The 25,611-nt window shown below is 68.6% G+C and carries 13 protein-coding genes and 2 pseudogenes; 4 read left to right on the plus strand and 11 right to left on the minus strand.

Annotation, left to right across the window (positions count from 1 at the left end; translation table 11 throughout):
* Positions 1 to 184 precede the first annotated feature (184 nt).
* The 7 genes and pseudogenes from BLW81_RS30240 to eccCa all read right to left on the minus strand — a co-directional run.
* Positions 185 to 7,153: pseudogene (locus tag BLW81_RS30240) on the minus strand (alpha/beta hydrolase); the annotation flags it as partial.
* Positions 7,154 to 7,193: 40 nt separating this feature from the next.
* Positions 7,194 to 7,490, minus strand: coding sequence for a WXG100 family type VII secretion target (locus BLW81_RS22520; protein ID WP_083409102.1), 297 nt, complete (start codon positions 7,488 to 7,490; stop codon positions 7,194 to 7,196).
* Positions 7,491 to 7,493: 3 nt separating this feature from the next.
* Complete coding sequence (locus tag BLW81_RS22525; protein ID WP_083409103.1) at positions 7,494 to 7,961, minus strand: YbaB/EbfC family nucleoid-associated protein; 468 nt, start codon at positions 7,959 to 7,961, stop codon at positions 7,494 to 7,496.
* A gap of 308 nt (positions 7,962 to 8,269) precedes the next feature.
* Positions 8,270 to 9,634, minus strand: a pseudogene (locus BLW81_RS30050) (MinD/ParA family ATP-binding protein); the annotation flags it as partial.
* A 17-nt stretch (positions 9,635 to 9,651) separates the two neighbouring features.
* Complete coding sequence (gene mycP / locus BLW81_RS22535) at positions 9,652 to 10,995, minus strand: type VII secretion-associated serine protease mycosin (RefSeq protein ID WP_083410749.1); 1,344 nt, start codon at positions 10,993 to 10,995, stop codon at positions 9,652 to 9,654.
* Positions 10,996 to 11,033: 38 nt separating this feature from the next.
* On the minus strand, positions 11,034 to 12,485 hold the full coding sequence (gene eccD / locus BLW81_RS22540; protein ID WP_083409105.1) for a type VII secretion integral membrane protein EccD: 1,452 nt from the start codon (positions 12,483 to 12,485) through the stop codon (positions 11,034 to 11,036).
* Positions 12,482 to 16,540 (minus strand): type VII secretion protein EccCa, encoded by a 4,059-nt coding sequence (eccCa, locus tag BLW81_RS22545; RefSeq protein WP_083409106.1) that lies wholly within the window; start codon positions 16,538 to 16,540, stop codon positions 12,482 to 12,484. The genes eccD (BLW81_RS22540) and eccCa overlap by 4 nt, the downstream gene beginning before the upstream one ends.
* An 81-nt stretch (positions 16,541 to 16,621) precedes the next feature.
* Between eccCa and eccD (BLW81_RS22550) the strand changes: the two genes are divergently transcribed.
* Complete coding sequence (eccD, locus tag BLW81_RS22550; RefSeq protein WP_083409107.1) at positions 16,622 to 18,106, plus strand: type VII secretion integral membrane protein EccD; 1,485 nt, start codon at positions 16,622 to 16,624, stop codon at positions 18,104 to 18,106.
* A gap of 2 nt (positions 18,107 to 18,108) precedes the next feature.
* On the opposite strand, the gene eccB is transcribed toward eccD (BLW81_RS22550), so the two are convergent.
* On the minus strand, positions 18,109 to 19,608 hold the full coding sequence (gene eccB, locus BLW81_RS22555; protein WP_083409108.1) for a type VII secretion protein EccB: 1,500 nt from the start codon (positions 19,606 to 19,608) through the stop codon (positions 18,109 to 18,111).
* Between the two features lie 124 nt (positions 19,609 to 19,732).
* On the opposite strand from eccB, the gene eccE reads away from it, so the two are divergent.
* Together eccE and BLW81_RS22565 are read left to right on the plus strand one after the other, a co-directional pair.
* The gene (eccE, locus tag BLW81_RS22560; protein ID WP_268875570.1) at positions 19,733 to 21,388 is read left to right on the plus strand and encodes a type VII secretion protein EccE; all 1,656 of its coding nucleotides are present in this window, start codon (positions 19,733 to 19,735) and stop codon (positions 21,386 to 21,388) included.
* An 11-nt stretch (positions 21,389 to 21,399) separates the two neighbouring features.
* A complete protein-coding gene (locus BLW81_RS22565) occupies positions 21,400 to 22,128 on the plus strand; it encodes a DUF5336 domain-containing protein (RefSeq protein ID WP_157897798.1) in 729 nt (242 codons plus the stop codon).
* Between the two features lie 384 nt (positions 22,129 to 22,512).
* Here BLW81_RS22565 and BLW81_RS22570 read toward each other — a convergent pair whose 3' ends face one another.
* Positions 22,513 to 22,941 carry an A24 family peptidase gene (locus BLW81_RS22570; RefSeq protein WP_235632063.1) on the minus strand — a complete coding sequence of 143 codons (429 nt, stop codon included), beginning with the start codon at positions 22,939 to 22,941 and terminating at the stop codon, positions 22,513 to 22,515.
* 494 nt (positions 22,942 to 23,435) lie between these two features.
* On the opposite strand from BLW81_RS22570, the gene BLW81_RS29490 reads away from it, so the two are divergent.
* Entirely contained in the window at positions 23,436 to 23,696 is a 261-nt protein-coding gene (locus BLW81_RS29490) for a molybdopterin-binding protein (RefSeq protein WP_157897799.1), read from the plus strand.
* A gap of 145 nt (positions 23,697 to 23,841) precedes the next feature.
* Here the strand turns inward: BLW81_RS29490 and BLW81_RS22580 are convergent, their stop codons facing one another.
* Positions 23,842 to 24,369, minus strand: coding sequence for a hypothetical protein (locus tag BLW81_RS22580; RefSeq protein ID WP_083409113.1), 528 nt, complete (start codon positions 24,367 to 24,369; stop codon positions 23,842 to 23,844).
* 13 nt (positions 24,370 to 24,382) lie between these two features.
* Positions 24,383 to 25,531 (minus strand): esterase-like activity of phytase family protein, encoded by a 1,149-nt coding sequence (locus BLW81_RS22585; protein ID WP_235632064.1) that lies wholly within the window; start codon positions 25,529 to 25,531, stop codon positions 24,383 to 24,385.
* Positions 25,532 to 25,611 lie beyond the last annotated feature (80 nt).

Consider the following 25,611-nt stretch of genomic DNA (forward strand, 5'->3'; position numbering starts at 1 on the left):
CGACGGCAACGTGGTCGGGAAGCCCCTGGACCCGGCCGATGAACGCAGCGGCCGCCAGGTGATCCGTGCTGCCGTCGTATGCGTCGGCGGGATCACCGTTGCGGTCGAGGTAACCGACGGCGGTGCGGCGCACCGCGTCTTCGCTCCACGGCGGCGGCCATCGCCTCTGCTCGCCGCTGTGCGGATCGAGGAGATAGACCGTGCCGCCATCGTTGACCGCCAGGAACGCGTGCCCGGCCTGACCCCGGCCGCGCCACCGGGAGGCCAGCACCGCGGAGGATCCGTCGCCGCGCGCCAGCAGTTCCGCCTCGACGTCGGCGTAGGTGGCGAACTGCGAACGCAATCCGAGGGCCTCGAACAACCGCGCCGCCGGGATGCCGCGCGGTGACGGGGCCAGGGGCAGTAGAAAATCCCGCCCGTAGCGGGCCGACAACTGGTCCATGACGTCGAAGGCACAGTTGCTTTCGCGCCCGAAGCGTGGGTTCCAGAAGTTCCGGCGATTGACTGGGTAGTGGCGGGACGGGTCGTCATGCACGCGCAGCGGCCGGCCGATGGCCGGGTCGACGGTTCCTTCCCCGGGGCTGCGGCCCACTCGGGGACGCTCACGCAGCGTTCGATGGCCTTCGAGGTCGACTCGGTCGATGCGCCCGGCGGCGATCCGACCGAAGTTGGCCAGCGACTCGGTCCGCACCTGCAGTGTCCCCGGATCCAGGTAGGCCCAGTACAGGCTGTGCGTCATCCGCGAGCCGGCGCCGTAGCGATCCAGCACCGCCGGGAATTCGGCGGTGATCCGTTGCGCGCCGAACGAATCCATGGCCGGGTCGATACCTTGTCCCCTGCTGCGGATGAAGCGCCCCCGCTCGCCGGGCCGCTCCCCGCCCAGACCGGTCGTCCGGTCGCGCGACGACGAGGCGACGAACACGTTGTGTGCGCCGATCCCGAACTCGCTGGCATGCCGCAGGGGGCCCGCGCCCGGCGATCCGATCAAGGTGATGGTGCGCACCTGTCCGGCCAGTCGCATACCGGCGCCGGCATGGCTGACCGTGCTCGACCCGTAGGAGTGGGCGAAGATGTGGTTGCCGTTGAATTGCGTTCCGTCACCGGCGAACTCATTGCGCCCGGCGTTGAAGGCCCGGATGTCGCTCGCGAAGATCTGACCGCCATTGCGGGCCATCGTCTGCGAGGTTACGCGCGGGTCCCAGCTGCCCGGCGGCTCGTAACCCAGATAGGTGATCGAGGCCGCGTTGAGGTCCGGGTTCTCGCGCAGGGTCGACTCCAGCTGGTTGAAGCCGCGTTGCATCATCGTCCGCAGCTTCTCGATCGTCGTCGACATCCCCGGCACGTACCAGGAGACCGAATCGGCGGTGTAGGGGTCCGCGCCGAAGCTGACGATGGCGCGTCCGACGCCGTTGAACGCGCGGGGGTCCAGCGCCAGCAGGTAGGGTCCGCCGACCTGAGCTCGTGACGTGTTGCGTTGCGCGGCGCGCAGCCCGTCCTCGATCTTGTTCATCAGCGCGAGGTATTTCTCCTGTGCGCCGTTGAGCGCTACCCCGTTGTCGCGCCGGGACACCAGCAGGTCGCGGTACGCCAGGTACTTGTCGAGCATCAGTGAATTGGCCTGGTGGCGCGCCATCGGCGGGATGCCTTCGGCGTTGCCGACCTGGTGCGGATACGCCTCGATGAGCGCCTGCCGCTGCGATTCGGTCAGGCCCTTCCACCAGCGGGCGTTGGCGTCGGCACGCCGCACCGCCTCATCCACCGCGACCCTGTGATCGGCCGGGCTCATCAGCTGGTCCGCGGTTATTCCGCGCTCCGCCAACGCAGTATCGGCCACCACCTGCGAGGTGGCCGGCACCTGTTCGACGTCGGCGGCGACCAACTCGTCCGCCGACGGGATCGTCTCGGAGGCGGTGTCCGCTGCAGCGGGCAACCGCTGGAACCGTGGGTTCCAGATGTGCCTGCCCTCGACCGAGTGCCTCGCAGTCGGGTCGTCGGCGATTCGCAGGGGCCGGCCGATGGCGGGTTCGACAGTGATCAGGCGCGGCTTGCGGAACAAGCGTTGCTTCTCGACCAGGGTGCGGTGGGCTTCTTGGTCGACCTGATCGAACTGTCCCGCGGCGATGCGACCGAAATTGGTCAGCGACTCGCTGCGGATCCGCAACGTGCCCGGGTCCAGGTACGCCCAGTACAGGCTGTGCGTCATGCGGGAACCCGGTCCCCCGTGGTCGAGCGCCGAGGGGAATTCCGAGGTGATCCGCGTGGCACCGAAGGTGTCCATGGCGGGATCGACGCCCTGGCCCATCCGCCGGATGGTCCGCCCGCGATGTCCCGGCTGCTCGCCGCCCAGCCCTGGGGTGCGGTCGCGCGACGACGACGCGACGAATACCCGTACGTTTTCGCCGAATTCGCTGGCATGCTGCAGCGGTCCTGCGCCTGGAGAGCCGATCAGCGTCACGGTGCTGATGTCTTCGCCGAGCCGTTCGCCGACCGCGGCGTGACTGACCGTCGTCGAACCGTAGGAGTGGGCGAAGACGTGGTTGTTGCGGAAATGGCTTCCATCTGCGGCGAATTCGTCGCGGCCGGTGTTGAACGACAGCAGGTCACTGGCGAAGATCTGTCCGCCGTTGTGCGCCATCCGCTGGAACATGACGTTGGGGTCCCAGCTGCCCGGGGCCTTGTAGCCGATGTACGTGATCGAGGCCGCGGACAGATCGGGGTCCTGCTGCAGTGTGGACTGCAGTTGGTTGAACCCCCGGAGCATCATCGTGCGCAGCTTCTCGATCGTGGTCGTCATGCCGGGCACGTACCACGACACCGAGTCGGCCGTATAAGGATCCGCCCCGAAGCTGACGATCGCGCGGCCGTTGCCGCCGAATGCCCGCGGGTCCAAGGCGAGCAGGTACGGCCCTCCGACGTTGGCACGCGCGGTGTTGCGTTCGGCGGAACGAAGGGCGGCCTCGATCTCGTTCATCAGATCGACGAACTGCTGCTGCTTGCCGCTGAGCTCCAAACCGTTGTCGCGGCGCGACTCGAGCAGGTCCCGATGCGCGAGGTACTCCTGCAGCTTGAGCGAATTGGCGTCGTGCCGGGCCATCGGCGGAACACCCTCGGCGTTGCCGATCTGACGCGGGTAGGTCTGGATCAACGCCTGCTGCTGGGTCGGCGACAACCCCTTCCACCACTGGGCGTTGCCCCGCGCGAGCGTGACGGCCGCCGGCACCGGCTTGGTGTGGTCGGCCGGGCTCATCAGGGCGTCGGCATCGAGACCCCGTTGCGCCAGCGCCTGATCGGCGATGTCGCGTGCGGTCTCGGGGTCGAGATGAATCGCTGCGGTCTCGGCCGGGGTGTCGGTCGTATCGCCGGGACTCAGTTCGCCGGCGTCGGCTTGGGTGGGTTCGACTGCCGCGGGCGGAGGTGTGCGCCACCGTGGGTTCCACGGTCGGCGAACGGAGCGGTCGTCGGCATGTTCACCGTCGTCGAGCCGCAGAGGGCGCCCAGCGGCGGGTTCGACGGTGCGCAGATGCGGGCGGCGGAGCGGCCGCTCGTCGATTGTTCGGGCGGACTCGAAGTCGAGCCGGTCGGGGTGTCCGGCCGCGATTCGACCGAAGTTGGCCAGCGACTCGGTGCGCACGGGCGGGTCGGCCGTCCGGTCGACGAACTTGTAGTAGGACAGGTGCGTCCCCCAGGTGCGCCTGCGGTCCATGGCGGCCGAGAACTCCGCGGTGATCCGCTGGGCGCCGAACGACGACATCGCGGGATCGACGCCGAGGTTGATCCCGAGAATCCGCCCGGCGGCGCCGAACAGTCGGGCGCCGACCGCCGCGATCGGGTCCCGTGACGAGGAGGCGACGTAAACGTCGACGTCCGGACCGAATTCGTCGGCGTTCTGGACCGGCCCTGCGCCGGGTGAGCCGATCAGGGTGATGGTGCGGATGTCGTTCGCCAACCGGCCGTCGCGGCCCGCGTGGCTCGCGGTGGTCGATCCGTAGGAGTGGGCGAAGACATGGTTACCCCGGAAGTGGCTGCCATCGCCGGCCCATGCGTCGCGGGCGGTGTTGAAGGCGCGGATGTCGGCGTAGAGGATGGCCGCGCCGGCCCGCGCGGCGTTCTGGCTGGCCGCCCCGAAAAGTCCACTCGGGGTGTCGTATCCGATCCAGGCGATCGACGTCGCCTTCAGGGTGGGGTTTTCGTGCAGGGTGGACTGCAGGTGTTTGAGCGCGTCCCCCATACAGGGGCCGAGTTGGTCGATGTTCATCTTCAAGCCGGGCACGTGCCACGACACCGAATCCGCCGAGTACGGATCGGCTCCGAAGCTGACCAGGGCGCGTCCGTTCCCGCCGAACGACAATGGGTCGAACGCGAGCAGCATCGGGCCGCCGACACCGGCGTCGTCGGCCGCGTCGCGGGCCTGCGTGAGCTGCTCCTGGATGCGCTCGAGCCGAGCCAGTTGTTTGCGTTGCTCCCGGCTGAGCCGTTCGCCGCGTTCCCTGCGGGCCTGCAGTTCCCGGTGGTCCTTGTTCAGCGACTGGGTGTTGGCTTCGTGTCTCGCGGAGGCGGGGATCCCTTCGGCGTTGCCGATGTGGTGCGGATACGAGTGGATCAGCGCGCTCTGCTCGGCGCCGGTCAGCCCGGCCCACCAGGCGGCGTTGTCGCGTGCCCGTGCGCTGGCCGCCTCCATCAGCCCGAGCGGGTTGCGCAACTGCTCGGCGGAGTCGACCGGCGGCACGCGCCGGGCGAGCGCCGAGTCGGCGACCATGTGCTGGGGCACGACGTCGCGCCAGCGTTCCCCGGCCGAACGGTCCCCGTCGGGCGAGGGTGACGGGTCACCCTCGCCAGGGTGGCCCCGGGCCAGCCCGATCGCGGCCGGCGCGACGAGCTGGCTGATGTCACTCAGGCGGTTGGTCGGGTTGCCGTGTTCGTCGAGATAGCCGACGGCCGAACGTAATACCGCGTCCGGCCGCCAGTCCGGGGGCCACGGCCGACGCTCCCCGTCGGGAGTCTCGAGGAACACCTGCCCGTCCTGGTTGACGGCAAGGTACGCGTGGCCGCCCCGGTTCGGGCCGCCCGCCCACGCCGACGTCACGATCGCCGACGACCCCGATTCCATTCCCTCCAACTCGGCTTTCACCTGGGCCAAGGTCGCGAACTCGCCGCCGGAGCCGACCGCACGGAAGAGTGCCGTGGCCGGTGTGCCCTGCGACGAGGGCAACTCTTCGAGACGGATCGGCCGGCCGTATTTGGCCGACAACACCTCGGCGACCCGCTGGATACAGTCGTTGTCCGACGGGTCCGGAGTGCCGATCGTGGCGTCGGGATCGGGTGCCGGCGCGCCGGTGTCGGCCGTGTCCGGCTGTGCCGCCACGTCTTCCGCGATGCGGGCTGCCGGGATCGCGCCGTCCTGGGTGACCTGGGCGGCCGGTGTCGCCCTGGGCGCCGTGGTGTCGGGGTCCTGGTCGGCGGACGGTGTCTCACTCCGGCGGGGTTGCGACGGCGGTGGTGTGCGTGACGGGGGTACGGACGTGCTCGACGATGTCGGTGCGCTGGTGGTCGATGACGGCGGTGCTGCCGGCGTGCCGGCTGGGGACCCGCTCGGCGTGGCCGGTGAGACCGCGTGGGCCTGGTTCGGGCTCGGCTGGTCCGGAGTGATCGCTCCTGCAACGGAATTGGGCGACACCTCGGCGGAGTCCGTCGTCGGGCCGGCGTCGGCCACAGCTCCGTTGACCGGCTGCCCGGTGGCGGACACATCGGGAGCGGTGTCCGCGGCGGCCAGCCCGGCGATCGGCTCGGCGCTCGAGGTGTCGTGCGCGGTGGGTGCATCGACCAGTCCGGCACCGTCGGATGTCGGCGCCGGCGTGGCGGCGGGGTCTCCGGTCTGTGGCAGCGGCTGAGCCTGCTGTGTTCCTCCGTCGACGTCGGCGGGTGCCGAGTCCCTCTGCACAGCAGCGTGATTCGTTTCCGCGTCGACATTGGCGTGCGACTGCCCTGCGACGGGCTCGGCCACTCGGGCTCCGTCCGTACTGTCTGTACTGTCCGCACTGTCCGGTACCTGACCGTTGACCTCGGCGCGACCGACGGTGTTGTCGGGGTCGCTATTGGTGTCGTTGCCGGCCGGACTGCGATCGCCGGTGGCCGGTTCGGAGTCGTCGGGAGCGGGCTCGTGCAGCGGCCCCCCATCCTCGGGCATCGAGCGCGGATCCGCCGGCGGGCCGGGCAGCTGCCCGTCGGGTGTGCGGCTCGGGGTCGCGGGCATGACACCCGCGCCTTTCAAGCCGCCGATGCTGCTGGTCGTCGAACTGACCATGATCATGAACGGATCGAAATCCCCGCCGACCGAGGCCGTTCCGGCGAGGTTGCCCATCACCCCGGCGGTGAAGAACGTGGTGACACCCTTCGCGCGGGCGCCCGCCATCGTGCGCGCGGGGCCGAGATAAGCCGACACGGGGACAGCGCTCGCCCCACCGGCCCCGCCACCGACAGTCGATGCGATCCCGTTCATCAACAGCCGCTCGCCGTTGACGTTGTACCGGTCGCCCTGCAGCCCGTAGACGATTGCTTCCTGCGTCGCCGCGATGCCGAGTTCCTGAAGCGCCTCCTTGGGACTTTCCTTCAGGCTCGCCTTGACGAGTTGTTTGACCGACGTCCTCGCCAGCATCTCGCGCACCTTGGCGGCGAGGCGTCCCAGCAGCAGGGAGATCAGCTGGCGGATCGATGTGGCCGTCGCCCACTCGATGGGCGGGATGGCGGCCAGAGATCCGCCGAATGTCGGACCCGACATCGCCAGTGCGTAGCTGATCTCGGCCGCGGCCAGGGCCAGTCCCACGACGATCGAGTACTTCGAGTACTGGATCTCGCTGCCGGTGCCGCCGGACGATTCGCCGAGCGCACGCAGGGCGTCGGAGAGTTTGTCGACCGAATAGTCACCGTCGAACAGCATGGCGAACTGATCGTCCGCAGCCTGTGCGGCCTCCCCCATGAGCACCGAGAGTGTCTCGCCCCGCACGCGGTTCAGTTCGGGTATCAGCTCATCCAGCTGGTCGGCAGCGGCCAGCAGATGTTCCTCGATGCGGAACATGCCGTTCTCGCTGCCTTGCGGCCATTGATCCCCGGCCAGATAAGACACCCACTGAAGCCAGGGTGGGATATCGAAGTCCATCGCAGGAAGCCGCGCGGCTCATCGCGCGGCGGGGCCGGCGCTAGGCCTGATCCTGTTGTTCGAAGGAGTTCGCGGCGTCTCGCAGGCCGGTCGAGTAGTAGTCCAGCAGATCGGTCTTCGCGTCGACCGACCCGTTCACCCACTCCTGCTGGGCCAGGTAACCGGCGTCGCCTTTGGCGTACTGATCACCGATCCTGTCGTCGCCCCACGCGGCACCCTCGGCACCGAGGTTCTGCCGCAGCGTCGAGAGCACCTCCTTCATCCTCGTGCTGACGTCGTTGAGGTGCTGCGACGTCGCACGCAGTTCCGGCGGTGTCACTCCAAGCGGCTCTGCCATCGGTCATCTCCTCACAGTGGGAAACATCAGATTGCCCTCGCCGTCGTTGTCATCCGGGTGAGCCGGTGGCGCGGCCACGACCGAGGATTCGACGCCGGGCGGGGTGAAACTCCGTAAGTCGGGCGCCCCTTCGAAGAAGTCGGACAACGACGGCAGTGCCCGTCGGCGCTCGGCGATCGGTGCCATCATGTCGGCGACCGTGCTCGCCGCGGATCGGACGGCCGCCTGCGCCGCCTCGGTGATATGCCCTGCGAGCTCGTCGAATTCGAACTCGTCGAGGTAGGCCTCGTCGATGGTGGTGTCGACGACATGCCCGTGGGCGTTGACGGTGACCTCGACCAATCCGTCGGCCGCCGTGGCGCGCGCGCTCAACTGGGCCTGCGATTTCTGTACGGCCGCGAGTTCCGCCATCTGCTCGTGCACGAGGGCCAGCACCTCGGTCATCTGATGGCGCAGCGATTCGTTGCTCAAACTGCCTCACTCACCAGTACCGCGCCGCGCGTCGCGGAAGACATGTCGGTTCGGCCGATCCTTCCAGATCATCGGCTCGATGCAAGTGGTTTATTACGAATGCCGTTGTATTTGTTAGGTTTTCGACCATCTGCGTCAATAACGCCGACATTGCCGTTCCGGCAGCATGGCGCAGTCGGCGCTTTGCCGACAGGGCGGCGTCCGCGCACTGCCTGCGACGTGGGCCCGGCGAGCGATTGCCCACGAGGAACCGGGCAACGCACGATCTGTTTGCACGAATCCGCGTGCCGCGGTGATAATTCTGGCCGTCACTGGCGGTGGCGGCCGCCGCGTAACCGGGGAAACTTCTCCGCGACCGATCCCGCCAACTCGAGGTAGGCGTCGAAGGTGGCCGGCTTCAATGAATCGATGTCGATGTCGGCGCCTTCGGCGAGATGCGGGTCGAACGGGATCAGATGCACCGATCTGCAGCGTGCTTCGAAATGTTCGTAGACCTTGTCGATCTTCAACGCCGCCGACCCGGGCCGGGATGCGCTGAGCACCACATGCGCCTCACGCACGAGCGCGGAATGTCCGTGCTGCATCAGCCAATCCAACGTCGCCGACGCGCTCCTCGCCGCATCGATGGCGGGCGAGCTGACCAGGACGATGGTGTGTGCCAGGTCGAGGACACCCGCCATCGCCGAATGCATGATCCCCGTGCCGCAGTCGGTGAGGATGATGTTGTAGTACTGGCGCAGCAGGTCGACGGTGTGCCGGTAGTCGGCTTCGCCGAACACCTCCGATACGGCCGGTTCCTGTTCGCTGGCCAGGACTTCCATGCGGCTGCCCGCCATCCGGGTGTGGTTGCGGACATCGGCGTACCGCTTGATGTGCGGATCCGACAGCAGGTCGCGCACGGTGGACTGCGTCGACCTGTCCCGCACGCGTTCTGCGAGCGTGCCGCGGTCGGGATTGGCGTCCACCGCGATGACGCGGTCGTTGCGCATCATCGCCAACGCCGATCCGAGCCCGATCGTGGTGGTGGTCTTGCCCACCCCGCCCTTGATCGACAGCACTGCGATGCGGAAGTCACCGGCGATCGGTGTGCGGATGCGCGCGAGCAGGTCTTCCCGTCGTCGGTCCCTGCGTGATTCGCCGGGATTGAAGTGGCCCGCGCTGGCGCGGTGCACCGCGCGCCGCCACCCCGATTGCGGAGCACGACGGGCGCGACGGACGACTTCGGCCTCATCGAGCGACGGCGGTAGCCGAAAGCCACTCGACGCGACCTCCGGAGGCGGCGGCAGGTGTTGCTGATGCGGCGGCCAACCTGGCGGGGGCGGCAACCAGTGCGGCGGCGGCGGGGGTGGGAACGGCGGCGGAGGGGGTGGTGGGATCGGCGCCGCCCATCCCGGCTGTTCCATCGCAGGCAGGACCGGGGGCGGTTCGACCGGCTCGGTGTCGGCGCGCTCCTCGGGCTCTGCTTCACGCTCGGGCGGGCCGTCGCGGCGCGGCGGCGCGTCGAAACGTTCGGCGAAGGCTCGGTTGCCGATCGTGGTGTGCAGTTGCCACGGCGGCGGGGCGAGCCGACGGGCCGGCGGTCGCTGCGCGGATTCCGCATCTGTCACTGGTGCATCGTCGTCCGGCGGTGGCTCGGCCGCGGACGCGGTGAACTGACCGTTCGGGGTCATGTCGTGCGCCATCTCTCTCCTCATCGGTCGCGTCTGCGGGTCGCGGTCAAGGCGAGGGCGGCCGCCATCAGCAGCACGCTGACGCCGGTGACCGCCCATACGATCGCCCTGGCGCGGGCGTTTCCCGGATCCTGTTGCGGCGCAAGGGCGATCGCCGAACCGGCGGTCGGGGGCGAGTCAGAATCGGTGAGCGGGATCTGGTAAGTGAGCGCAGCGACCGGATCCACTACGCCGTACCCGGTGGCCAGGTCCGGGCCGTGTCCGGGCGTGCGAGCGGTCCGCTTGACCAGATCCATCACCTGGCCTGCGGTCAGTTCCGGAAAGCGCGACCGGATCAGCGCCACCATCCCGGCGACGAACGGTGTCGCGAAGCTGGTCCCGTTCAGTGGCGCCAGGCCCTCCCGCCCCATCTGCGCGTTGATCACCCCTGGGCCGTTGGGGTCCAGCGAGGTGATCTGTTCGCCGGGGGCGGCCACCGCCACCCAGGGTCCGTGCAGGCTGAATTCCGCCGGCGCCCCCGACGGTGTCACCGCGGCCACCGCCAGCACGTAGTCGTCGAACCACGCCGGGCTGGCGATGGTGCCCACGGACTCCCAGGCGACCTCCAGTGGCCGGTTCGGGTCGGCGGTGGTGTTCTGGGCGCTGCACATGCTCTGGGTGTTGAAGTTTCCCGCGGCCGCCACGACGACGACGTTGCGCTCGTAGGCGTAGCGCACCGCGCGGCCGAGTTCCGCATCGTCCAGTCCGGCCGCCACCGGCGCGCACGCCACCTCGGACAGATTGATGACCGTCGCGCCGAGATCGACGGCGCGGGTGATGGCCAGCGCCAGCGTGTGTGTGTTCCCGAATCCCGGCGACACCGCATTCGGGTCATCGCTGGTGTCCGGCGACGCTCCGACCGGGCCGTACGCACCACTGTTCTGCCGGATCGACAGGATGGCTGCCTCCGGCGCGATCCCCGCGAAGCTGTCGTCGGGTGACGGTGTGGCCGCGATGATCCCGGCGACGAGCGTGCCGTGCGCGTCGCAGTCCCGTAGTCCGTCGGAACCGCCGACGTAGTCACCACCGGCCTCGAGTGCGCGCAGGCGCGGATGCGGGTTCACACCGGTGTCGATCACCGCCACCTTCTGCCCCGCCCCCCGGGAGAACCGCCACGCCGAGCGGTAGTCGAGCATGGCCTCGGCACTGGTGCGCTTGGCCAGGTCGGTGGCGGGCAGCACGCCCGTCGGGATACCGCAGATCGCCTTCAATTCGGTCGGGACCGGCGGAGCGACCGGACCGGCGGGTGGCGGTCCGGGATCCACCACCGGCGGGGTGACCGCCCCCGCAGGCCCGACCGTCGTCGAACTTGCGAACGTCGCCATGGCCACCGTCAGCGCCGCGGCGCGCGCCACCCACCGCGTCACGGCACCAACCGCTCGTAGATGCCCAGCGGCCACAACGCCGCCGGTAGCACCGCGCCCACCGCGACGTACTCGGCGTAAGCGGCCGCGGTGGCGATCCAGCGGGGCGGCCGGCCGCCCGCCACCGTCAGCCCCGCCGTCACCGCGCCCACAGCGATGATGCCGAGCGCCGCGATCCCGGCCGAGGACAACCCCAGATCGCCGTGCTGCGCGCGAACGCACACGAACAACACCAGCACCACCGCGGGAACGACCAGCGCGAACCGTTCGGCCGCGTGCGCCAACCGTCTGCTGCGCAGCGCCAGCACCGCGGCAGACACCACCGCGAAAACCGCTGTTTGCCAGCTTGTCCGGGCGTACACCAGGGCACCACCCGCCGCGGCGACGACGATCGCCAGTCCGGCCAAGACGCCGGCCCTCGTCATCGTGGCCGACCGCACCCGCGTCCAGACCTCCTCAGCGCTGGGCATCGCCGCGGCCGCGTCGGCCTCGTCGACGCGCTCAGAGTCGAACCGGTAGGTACGGTCGTCCTCGCGGTGCTCCCCCACCGGCACCCGGTTCCATCGCGCGGTCAGGCTCGGCACGCTCAGGCAGAGCAGGGTCGCCGATGTCGCCGCCGCCACCGCGACCACGTCCTGCCGCGCACCCGCTGAGATCGCCAGCGCCGCAACCGTACCGGCCGCGTAGACCACCGCCGCCGCAACGTAGACTCCGCGGCCCGCTGCGATCAACCGCAGGCACAGCCACGTCGCGGCCGCCAACCCGGCGCACACGCCCGCAGTGACCAGCGGCCCTGCGCCGCGGACAGCCACCCACCCCAACGCGGCGGCCAGCACCACCACAGGCACCGCGGCGGGCGCGGCGATGTCAGGGCGCGCGAGCACGCGGTTGGCCAGCGCCGCGCCGCCGACCAGGCCGACGACCGTCAACACCGCACCGATCGCGACCACACTGCGATGAGCCGAAAGTTCCTCTGCCATCGAAAAATAGATCAACACCGCGGCGCACGCCCAGACGCCTGCGAGTGCCATCATGCGGGCTGCGGCGGCGTCCCAGGCCGCGTAGGAGGCACGGTTGAGCCGCGCAGCCGCGTCCACCACGTCGTCGTAGAGCGTCGGGGGTGACAGCGCGCGTTGTTGCGACAGCACCAGCAAATCGCCGTTCGTGACGCCCGCGTCCCGCAGGGTCTGATCGGGCGCCAACGCGGTGCCGGAGTCGGCGCGGCTGAGCACCCAGAAAGCGCGCCGCCCGTCCCGGTCGGCGAGTTCGCTGTCTCTCGGCGCGTCACGCGAGGTGATCAGGCGGGAAAGTTCCGGCAGGAACGCCGCCACCGCGACCTCGGCGGGCAGCGCCACATCGAGCTGGGTACGCCCACCCAGGACCGCCACCCGGATCATCTCGGGTGCGGCGGACGCGACCCGAACGGTGCGGAGCTCCTCGATACCGGTCACAGGTCGGGCATCCTCGACAGTTGGATCACGCCGCTCTTCATCGTGCGGGACACCAACATTCCGCGTCCGGGTGCCATCGGGGAGGCCTTGTAACCGCCGAACAGCGGCCCTTCCTCCTTGCCCCCGCTCATCACCAAGCCGTTGCACGACAGGTCCTTGAGCCGGCCGACGATGGGGTCGAGCATGGCGCGTCCCGCCCCGCCGCTGCGGCGGGTCACGATGACCCGTAACCCGATATCACGGGCCTGCGGCAGGTACTCCACCAGCGGACCGAGCGGGTGGCTGAGTGAGCCACCGGGGATCAGGTCGTAGTCGTCGATCATCACGAACAGGTCGGGTCCCGACCACCACGACCGCTCCTTGAGCTGCTGCTGGGTGATGTCATCGGGCGGCAGGCGTTCGCTCAACGCCCCCGCCAGCGCGGTCATCAGCTCGGTGCATGACTGCGGGGCGGTCGCGTAGCCGCCGAGATACTCGTCGGCGATCGCGCCGAGCATCGAGCGTCGGAAATCGACCAGGATGATCTTGGCCTCCGCGGGACTGGCGTTCTCCATCACGCCGGCGGCGATGTTGCGCAGCAACCCGGTCTTGCCGCATTCGGTGTCGGCGAACGCGACGAGGTGGGGCTGGGCGTCGAAATCGACGATGACCGGCGCGAGTTCTGATTCGTTGATCCCGATCGCGACGCGCGACTTGCTCAGCGCGCCGGCGGCACGGGCGGCAGTGACGACCGCATCGCGGTCGACGTTGTGCGGCAGCATCCGCACTCGCGGCGCTTCGCGTTCGCCGTAGTGCGCCCGCATCGCCTCCACCGCGCCCGCCACCCCGGCAGGCAGATCCTCCACCCCCGCGCTGGAGTCGAGCCGGGGCAGGCCGACCAGAATGTGCAGCCGCTCGGGGTTGATGCCGCGCCCGGGCCGGCCGATCGGCACCAGTTCGGCGGCCTTGCGGCCGACTTCGCTGTCGATCGGATCCCCGAGGCGCAGCTCGATGCGGGTGCCCAGCATGTCTTTGACGGCGGGCCGGATCTCCATCCACCGCGACGCCGAGATCGCCAGGTGCACACCGTAGGAGAGCCCTTGGATGGCCAGCGACTGCAGCACCGGGTCGAGGGATTCGAAGTCGCTCTTGATCGACGCCCAGCCGTCGACGACCAGCACCACGTCGCCGTACCGGTCCCGGCTCAGCGGATGGCTTGCCGCTTCGTCGGGCCTCAGGGCGGACAGTTCGGCCTTGCGCTGCCGGAAATCGCGGATCGACTCGATGCCCTGGTCGCGGAACAGCTCTTCTCGCGCCCGCAGCACACCGGCGACCTCGGCGACGGTGCGGCGGATCGCGTCGGCGTCCATTCGGCCCGCGACACCGCCGACGTGCGGCAGCTTCGCCAGACCGGTGAGCGTGCCACCTCCGAAATCCAGGCAGTAGAACTGGATCTGCTCGGGGGTGTGCGTGGCCGCCGCCGACATGATCAGCGAGCGCAGCGCCGTCGACTTGCCCGACTGCGGGCCGCCGACGACGGCCACGTTGCCCTGCGCACCGGACAGGTCCACCGTCAGCACGTCGCGGCGCTGGTCATACGGTCGGTCGACGACACCGATGGGCATCCACAGCCGCCCGTTGAGGTTGACCGGCGATCGCCAGTCGGTGTCGGTGAGCAGATCGTTGACGGCCGGACTTTCGTCGAGGGGCGGTAGCCACACCTCGTGCGCAGGGCGCCCGTGCCCGCGCAGCCTGCCGACGGCCACGTCGAGCACGGTGGACTTGGCCGGCGCGGCCACGGTCAACGGTTCCCGGGTTACGGCTGGTTCGTCCGCGGGCGCGCGGTCCGGGGTCGGCGCGACGGGCGCGTCCTTCTTCACCGGTGTCGCGGTGAACAGCTTCGGCGCCATCGCGCCCAGGTGGGCCGCACGTCCGGTCCGGATCGCCACTCGGGGCCGGGTGTACTCGCCGGACACATAGCTGGCGTTGAAGCGGATCGGTTCGGAGGCATCACATTTCAGGAACGCCGAGCCCGGGACGCTCGGCAGGTGATATGCGTCCGGCACGCCGAGGACGCTGCGCGATTCGCCCGCCGAGAAGGTCTTCAGGCCGATTCGGTAGGACAGGTGCGAATCCAGGCCCCGCAGTTTGCCTTCTTCGAGCCGCTGCGAGGCCAGCAGCAGGTGCATGTGCAGGGACCGGCCCAGCCTGCCGATCATCACGAACAGCTCGGCGAAATCGGGCTTCTGCGCGAGTAGCTCGGAGAATTCGTCGACGATGACGAACAGGGCGGGCAGCGGTTCGAGGTCGGCGCCGTTGGCGCGCGCATGCTCGTATTCGCTGACCTTCGAGAAGTTGCCCGCCGACCGCAGCAGTTCCTGGCGGCGGTTCATCTCTCCGGCGAGCGCATCCCGCATGCGGTCGACGAGGGTCAGTTCGTCTTCGAGGTTGGTGATGATCGCCGCCACGTGCGCCAACCCCTCGAATCCGAGAAAGGTAGCCCCGCCTTTGAAGTCGACCAGCACCAGGTTCAGCGCCTCCGGCGAGTGCGAGGTGACCAACGACAGCACCAGCGTGCGCAGAAACTCCGATTTGCCCGAGCCCGTCGCCCCGATGCACAGCCCGTGCGGACCCATTCCCCCTTCGGCAGCCTCTTTGATGTCGAGTTCGAGCGGTTGCCCGCCGGGGGTGATGCCGATGGGCACCCGGAGCCGCTCGCGCGGGGAACGCGGCCGCCAGACGGTCTCCGGGACGATCTCGGCGGCGTCGGGGATTTTCAGCAACGACATCAGCCCGGGGTCCACCGCGCGCGAATCGGGTTCGAGGCTGACGATGTGCGCCGCGTTCGCCGGCCGGAACTGGCCGATCCGCCGTGCGGTCGTCTCCGCCTCGGCAAGGGTGATGGCGTCGGGCGTGGCGAAACGTTCGACACCGACGGCGGTCCGCGCGGCAACGTGTTGCCCGTCGGCGTCCTCCTCCACGACGACCTGCAGCCCGCGCCTGACGGCGGCGCCGTCGCGCGGGCCGTTGAGGTCGAGCAGCGTCACGCTGTCCATGCCGGCGTCGGTGACGAGGCGCTCGTCTCCGGTGACGAAGCCGTCGTCGAGCACCACCACCAGCTGTTTGAGACCCTGCGTCGGTTGGGCGTTGCGGCTGAATCGCCCCCGCTCGTTGAGTTCACCGGACAGCGTCGATTCCAGCAGTTCCAGCGTGGGGAACAGCAGCCGCATCGAGCCCATCCCGTCTCTGATCGCGGCGTGCTGCGCGTGCGGCAACCACTTCACCCAACTCCAGGTGTCGCCGTCGGGGTTGGCGGTCACGATGGCAACTTGAACATGGTCGGGACCGTGAAAGGTGCACAACTCCAACACCATCGAGCGCACCAGTTGCTGCGCCAGCTTGCGGTCACCTTCGAACGTGATGGTGGGAAACGCGCGCAGCGAGACCGCGGTCGGCAGTGCGTGTACCACCGAGTGCGTCTTGACGAACCGTCGTAGCGCCACGGTGGACACCGGCTCGAGGTCTTCGGGCGGGCCGGTCTCCGGCGCCATCAGCCGGGTGGCGAGCCGGTGTGTCCCGACGCCGACGCGCACGTGGCAGTAGTCGGCGTCGGTCGGTCGGCGTTCCCACATCCGGCGCGTTCCCACCACGTCGGCGAGCGCGCGCGGGTCGGGGTGGCTCCACTCCAGCGCGGTGCGTTGCTCCTCCCCGGTCGTATCCGCCTCGTCCCGGAGATTCGCTAAGTAGCTGAAGTAGTCTTTGCGCTCCTCGTTGAGTTCCGCCGCCGCCTTGCCGGTACGGGCGTTGCCGCCCATGAACATTCCGGCCATCGACATGATCATCATCATCGGGAAGATGAGGAACATCGGGTTCCGCGTGAGGTCACGGCCGCCGACGGTGACCATCAACGCGATCATGCCGACGACGGCGACGATCATCACGAACGGCATGAGCTTCATCGCCAGGTTGCCCGGGATCGCCCGGGGCACCTCGGGTGGCGGCGCCAGATTCACTTCGCCACCGGGCATCCGAGGAGGCACCACCCGCAGGCGGCGGACGAAACCCTTCGTGCTCACCCGTTTGCCTTCGACGTTTCGGAACCCGCAAGGGTCTATCGTCTGCGACGATAGACCCAATTCGCAGGAGGCTGACCGCGTTTGACCTTACCGCCGCCATTATCGGACCTGGATCCCGATTCCGAATCCCAGCCCGAGCTGAGCAGGCTCACCCTCGCAGTCGGTGGCCTGAAACTCGACGTCGGGCTGCCGCCGGATGTGAGCATCGCCGAGTACATCGGCGACGTGATCGACATCGCCAACGAGCAGGCGGCGTTGCGAGATCCGCTCGACGGCGCGCTATTTGACGCCTCCGATAGTGACTGGACGCTCGCCCGGCTCGGCGGTGAACCGATCGAACCGCACCGGTCACTCACCGAAGCGGGCGTCCACGACGGTGAGCTGCTGATCATCTGCCATGCCGGACAGCCGATCAGCCCCTTGCTCTTCGACGACGTGGATACCGCCGAGCCGGTGAGCGATTCCGGTGTGGCGGGCTGGGTACGCCGCGAAGCGGCGGCGCTCACCGCGTTCGGCATCGGCCTGGCCGCGACCACGACCGTCGCGGCGCTGCTGCCGCGCTGGGCACAGACTCCGGCCGTCCCGGTCGCCGCGCTCGGGGTCGGGGTACTGGGAATCGCGTTCGCCTGCCTGCTGTCCACCAGACCGCGCGGAGCCGGGCGATCGGCGTGGGTCACGGCGACCGTTCTGCCGCTGCTCTTCGGCGGCGCACTGTACGTCGTCCCCGGTGGTTTCGGGGCGACAGCGCTCCCAATGGCGTTTGCCCTGACGGCCTTGGGTTCGCTTGTCGTGCTGTTGATCTCGAACGCCGGCCGGGCGTTGCACACCGCAGTGGTTGCTATGTGTGCATTCGGCGGTCTGGCCTCGACCGCGCTGCTCCTCACCCAGCCACCGCTACGCACGGTGGGAGCGATCACGGCGACGGCGGCCGTGATCGTGGTGTACCTGGCGCCGAGGGTGACGATCGCGTTGTCCAAGCTGCCGCTCCCCCGCGTGCCGACCGCCGGTGAGCCGCTCGACGACATCGAGACACAGGGTGGCACCACCGTCGAAGGCGTCGCTGCCGTGGGTAAGCAAATCATCCCGACCGAACAGAATCTGACCCGGCGGGTCCGTCGCGCCAACGAGTATCTGACCGGCATCCTGGTCGCGGCCGCTCTGGCCGCCGCAACGGGCAGCTACCTCGCCGCTGATGGAAGCGACGGGTTTTTCTGGCAGGGAACGGCTTTCACGGTGGTGGTGGCAACCGCGTTGTGCCTGCGCGGCCGGCGACACCACGACCTGGTGCAGTCGGCGGTCCAGATCGGTGGCGGGCTGGCGGCCACAGTTGCCGTGATCGTCAAAACGGCTGTGCTCGTGGAAAACTGGCAAATCCGGTCGGTGGTCGTTCTCCTGGTGCTGATCGCGCTGATCGTGGCCTTCGGTCTGGTCGCGCCGGCACGCGAGTTCTCACCGGTGGCACGCCGCTGGGTCGAGATCATCGAGTACGTCGCCATCGGCCTGATGGTCCCGTTGTGCCTGTGGATCATCCGGGTGTACGCGTTTTTCCGCGAGTTGCAGATCTGACGTCAGTTGGGCAGTTGCACAGGTGCGCTGGCCGGGTCGGCGGCCAGGCCGTCGTGGGCGATGAGCGCGGCTTCCTGAGACAGTGCGGGACCCGCAGGCAGCAGCGACAGTACCGGCCACGGCGCACGCTGCGGTGCGTTCGGCGGTCCGTCGGGCAGCCGAACGCCGGTGACGCCGAGTGACTCTGCGGTGGGCAGATCCTTGATGTGGTACCGCAGTCCGGTATCCGAGATGTAGAACAGTTGCCCCGCCGACTGACTGTCGGGCAGCGTCCCGGTCGCCTGAACGTATTCGCCATGGCCGGGTGCCAGGTACACGACATCGACTGCGGGTCCGTTGCCGTCGGCGGAGGCCAGCCGCACCGGTTGTGCGTCGACCGGCACGGGAAGTCGGTGCCCGAGCAGCAGTCGCACGGTCGCATCGCCCGCGGTGTTGGAGCGCTGCCAGCCCATGCACACGACGCGATCGGTGTCCGCGCCGACGATGCGCGGCGGCACGGCGGGGTAATGCTCGACGGCGAGGTGGTGCACGATCGGCACCGCCGCGAGCGAGGCGGGCGCGATGTCTCGTGCGTCGCCGGCACTGTCCGGATTGCCGTAGCGGATGATGTCGGCGGTCGCCGATGAGACAGGTTGCAGACCGTCGCGCAGCACGACGAAGAGTTGCTCGCCGCGGGAGTCGACCGTCCGCACCATCGAACCGACGGGGTGCTGCGGCCCCATCGCCGCGCTCGGCCCCCCGACCCCGTCGATGGTCACCGCCGTGATGGGTTCGACCAACGGGAACGCGTTGAGCAGCCCAGGCGATACCGGGCGAGGTGTCGCGCCCTGGAGGTGAAGACCGTTGAGGACGGCGGGATTCGACATGTCCAGCGGTGCGCGGACGCCGTCGTAGATCAGGAAGGTTGTGCCCCCGGCCTCGGTGAGGACGGCCTCGTTCACCTCGGCGGCCCGCACATCGCCGTCGAGCACCGGATCGTTGGCCAGCACCGCGGTCTGCCGGGTGACGGTGCCGGTCACTTGGGTGACTCCCGGGGTCTGCAGGTTGTCGCACACCGTCCACGACGACATCGCGGTGTTGTCGGCACCGCGGATACTCGTCGGCGCTCCGACGATGCCGACCATCGCGCCGCGCGGCAGCGGGTTGAGGAATTTGTCGTCGACCTCTTTGGGATTTTCGTTCGCGCCGACGATCAATCGCGCGGAGGCGAGGTTCAGCACCGGATGCACCCGGTCACCGATCTTCACGAACACCGCACCGCTGGACTTGCTCAGCAAGATCTGCGCATCACCGACGCTCGGCGCCGGTTTGAAGAAGGCCAGCACCCCGCATGCGCCGGTGATGAGGACGGCGATCACCACACCGACGATCAACGCCCTCATCTGACCCCGCATCGGATCGTGGATCATCCTCGAGTCACCACGGATCAGCGCGTGCTCGAGTCGCCGGATCAGAAATCGGTAGCCGTTGACCTGCGCCCGCGTGGTAACTTGCGCTGGCATATGTAGGGTATAGCACGTCCTCCGAAACGTGGTGCGCCACTTGGCCTTAACAGCGAACAGAATGCCGGCGACGCCTGGTGGCCGACGCCGCCCGTCAGAGGCCGTTCTGGCGACGTCCGATCCGGTGCCGCAGCTAAGGTCCGCCGTCGATATCCGCGTTCGTCGCTTCCTTCCCCTGGCCGATCTTGTCGCCCTGCAGGTTGTCGTTGCTGTCGGCGTGGTCATCGCGATGGCGCTGGATCGGCCCGGCTGGCAGGGAGCGGTCGCCGGACTCGTCGTCGGCGCGGCGTTCGTCGTCCCCGTCCGGGGCACCAATGCGGCCCGCTCGATCACGCTGCGCTGCGGCTATCTGCTGGACCGGCGGCGGAGGGCGCGCAGGCAGGAGTACCCAGAGCCGTTCGACATCACCGCATCGAACGGCGAACAGATCGGATTCCGCTGGGACGGCGCGACTTTGCTGTCGATGGTCCGCATCGACGCCGATCCGCAGGCGTTGACCGTGATGGAACCGCGGGTGACCGTCTCCGGGGAGATGGTCCCCGTCAGCGCCCTCGTCGAGTGCCTGCACCAGTTCGACATCCGGCTGGATTGCATCGACATCGTCAGCCACGGCGCCCGCTCCTACGGACACACCGATATCGCGGCGGTCTACGACGCGGTGCTGGGGCCGTTGCCGGCCATCGCGCACCGCAGCGTGTGGATCGTCTTGCGCTTCGACCCGTCCCGGTGCCCCGATGCCGTTCGTCGGCGCGGTGGTGGCCGCGAAGGCATCCTCCGTACCGCCACCACCGCCACGCGGCGCGTCGCCAACCGGCTGGTCGAGGCGGGGCTGCGGCCGCAGATCCTGACCGCGAGCGGAATAGCGGCCGCCGCCAACCAGCTCGGTGACGGCGTCAATCTCTCCACCGTGCAGGAGACCTGGGAGGCATGCCGCGACGGGCAGTTCCAACTGTGCACCTTCGCGGTCGAGCCGGCGCTGCTGACCACCGAGGGACTCGGGCTGCTGTGGACCGTGCCCAGTTACTCCACCACACTCTGTCTGTCCCTGCGTGAACACGACACCGACGGACTCACCCGGGTGCGGGGGTTGGCCCGTTTCGACGGCGGCATGACCGTTCCTGCGGAGCTGCCCGGACTGATACCGCTTCGCGGACTCCAGTTGTCGGCGTTGGCGAGCACACTGCCCGTCCCGCCGCCGGCCCGGGCGATCGGGCACTGGGGCTACGGCCGGCGAGACGCCGAACTGCGCGGTCTGACGGTGCCGGCATCAGGCTGTGGACAGGTGATCGGCGCAGACGAACTGGGTCGTGCCGTCGCTCTACCGGTGTTCGGCCCGCAGATCCGGAGGGTGCAGATCTGCGGGACCCTGCACCTCACCCAGCAGGTGGTGCTGCGCGCACTGGCGCTGGGCGCGCGGGTGCTGGTGCACAGCCGCCGACCCCAGCGGTGGCGGGACATGGTCGACGTGGTGGCGCGCCAGGACCTCCTGTGGGTCACCGATTTCAATCGGCGTGCGTTGCAGGCCGGATCCGACCGCAATTACACCGTCGAGGTTTTCGACGGTGTGACCGAGCAGTCGGTGCGGGCGGGGGTGACCAGCATCGTGGTGGCGCCGCCGGGCACGCCGGTGTCGCCGGATGCCGAGGTTGTGCTCGAGCTGGTCTCGGTGGAACACGACACCGTCAAGGTGAGCACCAGCTCCGGCGTCGCGCTGGTGACGATGGTCGCCACTGACGAAGAACTGCGCTATATCAAGGCATCCGCCGACGGCATCGACTGAGAGGAGTGATCGTGGTCTACTCGCCTGACAACTACCCGCGGTCCGCCCAGCAGGGTTCTGAGACCGGCCGCGTACGAACACTTCTCGTCGCTGTGGCAGCACTGGGAGCGCTCACCTACGGCGTCGGTTACGCCGATCCGGGTGAGGCGGCCCTGTGGTCGGTCCGATTCGCCGCGGCGGCTGGACTGGTCGCCGGACTCGGTCTGCTGACGAAGGTCGATCGCGTCCCACTGGTGGCCGCGGTCCTGGCCGTGCTGGCCTTCCTCGAGGCGTTATGGACCGTCGTCGGCGGAGCGGCGCCGGGGTGGGCGCCGCCGGTGATCGCGGCGCTCACTGCGCTGCAGGGCATCGCCGCGGCGGCCGCGCTACTCGCCGAGGGCAAGAGCGGACAGGCAGCGCCTGCAGGTTATGAGGCCTACGTCGACTACTACAACCAGGCGGTCCGCAACTACTACGACCAGCACGCGCAGGCCACCGCTGAGCAGACGCCGCGCGGCGGTTACGGCCAAGCGCGCGGCGCCGCACAGGCGTCTGCCCACGATCAGCGCGCGCAACGACCCTCGCAGTACGCCGACTACACCGAACTGGGCTATGCGGCGCCACCTACAGCACCTGCCCAGACCGGGAGTTCGACGGCCGAGCACACTGCGGGCCTGCCCAATGTCGGGCAGGCGCCCGGATCCGCCGAGCGGTACCGGTACCCCCACGGCGAGTCCGCGCCGCCTTCCCCACCGGCCTAGCCGGTCGCCACGCACCGGTGATCCCCGACACAATGAATCGTCCGTGTGAACGCCGGCCCGTGTGGGCTCGTTGTACCCAACAACGAGATGCCTACACGGACAGGACGGTTCGCCATGTCGACAAAGTTGGACGAGCGGTTTCAGCGCGTGCAACCGAGCGAATGGCCCAGCGCAGGACCCGACGCTGCTGTCCGTGACGACGCACCTCCTGCCACCATCACGTCGGGTGGGTGGGCTCGAATCCGCGGCCGTCTCAACCGATTGGCGCAAAGACCGGCCAGGCGCAGGCCCAGCCGACACACTCCGCGGCGCAGTGAGGCCATCATGCAGGACGCCTGCATGGCGCGAGAAATGTACCGTCTCTAGCTGTTGTCCCACGGCCGCTCAGCCCATTGCCAACGCTACTGCCGCAGCTGCGCTCACGCACATCGAAACCCCGTGCGGCACAGTGTCATCAGCCTGCCGCAGCGTCACCACGCCAGCCCACACACCGGAGCACAGAGCCGCGCCCAACGCGGCCAGCACCAAGACGTCAAGGCCGAACGTCCCCGTCAGCGCGCCGACGCCGAGCGCCAGTTTGACGTCACCCGCGCCGAGCGCGGCGGGCGCGAGCAGGTGCACCGCCAGGTAGATCACGAACAGCACCGCCGCACCTGATAACGCGGGCAGCCCGTGACCCAGTGACGCCGCCACGGCCAGGATCACCGTGGCGCCCGGCAGCGTCAGCCAGTTCGGCAGCCGGCGCCGTCGCAGGTCGAAGACGCTGAGCGTCGCCAGCCAGACGGCCGCAACAACAGCGAGCCCCACCCCCACACGGAAAGCGTATGGCCCCCGCGGCACCGCTTCCGCCACTTTTTCGGGCGGGCTCGGCGGCGATCAGCCGCGACAGTGGTTCCCAGTTCTGCTGCGCAGCGGTGGAAGGACCGCCTGCACGTCCCGCGCTGCCTCGGAACAAACAGGCCAAGACTGTGTCTGGCACAGCATCGAGGGAGGTGCAATACATTGGTTTCACGACCTGACTGATCTCGGGGTGAGGAGGGCACATCAAGCATCGCGGCATCCTCAGAATCGTTGCGGCGGCGGCTCTGCCGGCCGTCCTGTTGAGCCCGATCGGGCAGGTGGACGCGCACGCAGACAATCCCCCGGGAAGCGGCGATGGCGCCGTCCTCATCTCAGGTGCCGTCGAATCGCCGCGAACGTTCACCGCGGACTACCTCTCGCACCCGACATGCGGGACACAGTCCGCCACATTCGAAACTCACTCGAGTTCGGAGACTCACCTCTTCCAGGGTTGTGCGCTCGAACCGATGATCATGGCCGCGCAACCCGTCGCACGGGCCGCCGGGAATCTGAGCCTCGGGGTTTTGGCCGTGGGAGCGGACGGATACACGGCGGCCCTGTCGTGGGGCGACCTGTCCCCGATGCTGGCCCGCCGGCCCGCGATCGTCGCCTGGCGTGAAGACGGAAACCTGCTGCCGCGACCCAGACTGGTCGTGCCCGACGACATCAACGGCGCACGCTACGTGAAGCAACTGACCGAGCTGCGCGTCGTTCCCCTCACCGACTGACGACGCCCTGTCACCGGTGGATGTTCGGATCGACTGCAACGAATTTGCTCCGTAATCGTCAAGACGTGCGAGTCGGATTATCGACGCGACTTCCGATCCGGTTTGCTCATCACCGTCCGGGCGCGATTCCGCGATCGCATGTCTTTCAACATACTTCGACGACGTCGAGGGTGAGGAGACGCCTGAGCGGAATGACGACCTGCTCGCCGCTGGCGTCGAGATTCACCGTTCCGGAACGCCCCGGCACCGGCACCCCGCACACTGACCCCTGCGAGGTCGTCACCTCGATCTTGGGCGCGGTTGGTGTCTCACTCGGTGGTTGCGGCCACCACCAGGTCAGCGCGGCCACTGCGGTCAACACGACCGCGATGAAGGTGAGCGTTATGCCCATGACCAGCCGCGAGATCGCGGCTGAACTGGCTCGCGGCTGCCTGACGACGGGATGTGCGACCGTGGCGACCAGAAGGACAGCCGCGACGGCCATTGCGAGGCCCCCGAACGCGGTCACCACGCCGACCTCCTGCAGCCAGCGGGGACGCGGTCGACTCGAATCCCCGCCGCTGAGAACGCCACACAGCCCGGCGAAACCGATCGCCGCGAGCTGGAGCTTCTGCCACTCGCGGGCCGTGTCTTCGAGCCGGTTGTCGTACTGATACGGGCTTCCCACGGTCATCCCTCTCCGTCCGTCACAGTGCGAAGGCCAGGAATTGCGTCACTTCGAATGGTTGGAAATTGTCGTCGCTCACGAGGACCACGGATTGGCGGCCGTCGGGCAGGACCGGTCCCAACGTGATTCCCTCGATATTGTCGAGAGGCTCGAGGCCGCCGACGGTGTTGAGGTCGACGGCCAACGACTTGACCATCGGGGCGATCGGTTGACCGGTCAACGACGGCATCCCCAGCACGTCGGTGGCAGGCCCGAAATCCGCGTGGTAGAGGCGAACCGCGATGGCGGCGGGCAGACTCGCCGCCCGCTCGATGACAACGAGCGAGCTCTCCGAGAGCGCCAAGATGTCCGCCACGCCGTTCTCACCCGTCCCCGGTGCCGCACGGTCGACCTGATAGGCGAACTGCGCCACCGCATTTCTCGTCTCGACGTCGAACTTGGTGATTCGGACAAGCCCGGTATTGTGTTCATCGGCGGCGGTGCCGTCTTGATACAGGGGATGCTCCATCGCCGCGAACAGGTACCGGCCGTCGGGGGTCAGGGACAGCCCCTCGAGCACTCCGTTGGGGCGAGGCCCGGTGGCCTTGTCGGGCGAGAAGGCGAATCCCGGGGGCAGCGCGAATTCCCCTTGGTAAGCGCCGTCGAGACCGGCGATTCTGATCGACGGCTGCAACAGCCGCGCCGGTCGATCATCGCTGCCCTCGGCGGCGAAACCTTCCGATGACCAGTACAGCCTGTTGCGCACACCGTCGAAGGCGATTCCCTCGGCGTCGGGCATCAGCACCGGCGAATCGGCGGCCATGCTGCTGCGGCTGAACGGCTTTCCCGATTCATCGAGCAGCTCCTGCATCTGGAGGAACTGCCCGGCATCGATCCCTCCCTCGGAGACGCCGAGTCGCACGCTGTAGAACCGGACACCGCCATGCTCGGCCTTGTCGTCGCTGACCGTGTAGTACACGTTGCGCCCCGGGTCATAGCTGATCCCTGAGAGGCCACCGATTACGGTGTTGTGGAACGGGGTTGCGCGAGGGACTTGCCACTGACCGAGATACTGCGGCGTCCAAGCGTGGGCGACGGGCTGCGCCATGGAAAGTAGTGCTGCGGCGGTCACCGAAAGGGCGGCTCTGCTGGCTGAGGTCATACCGATAACAACGACAGATCCGCTCATCGGGTTCGCTGCGCGACCGAGTCACTGCGGCAACCCCAAGTAATTTGGGAACATCGGGGGTTGAAAACTCCACCGCGCCA

The organism is Mycolicibacterium rutilum, assembly GCF_900108565.1.
Taxonomy (GTDB): Bacteria; Actinomycetota; Actinomycetes; order Mycobacteriales; family Mycobacteriaceae; genus Mycobacterium; species Mycobacterium rutilum.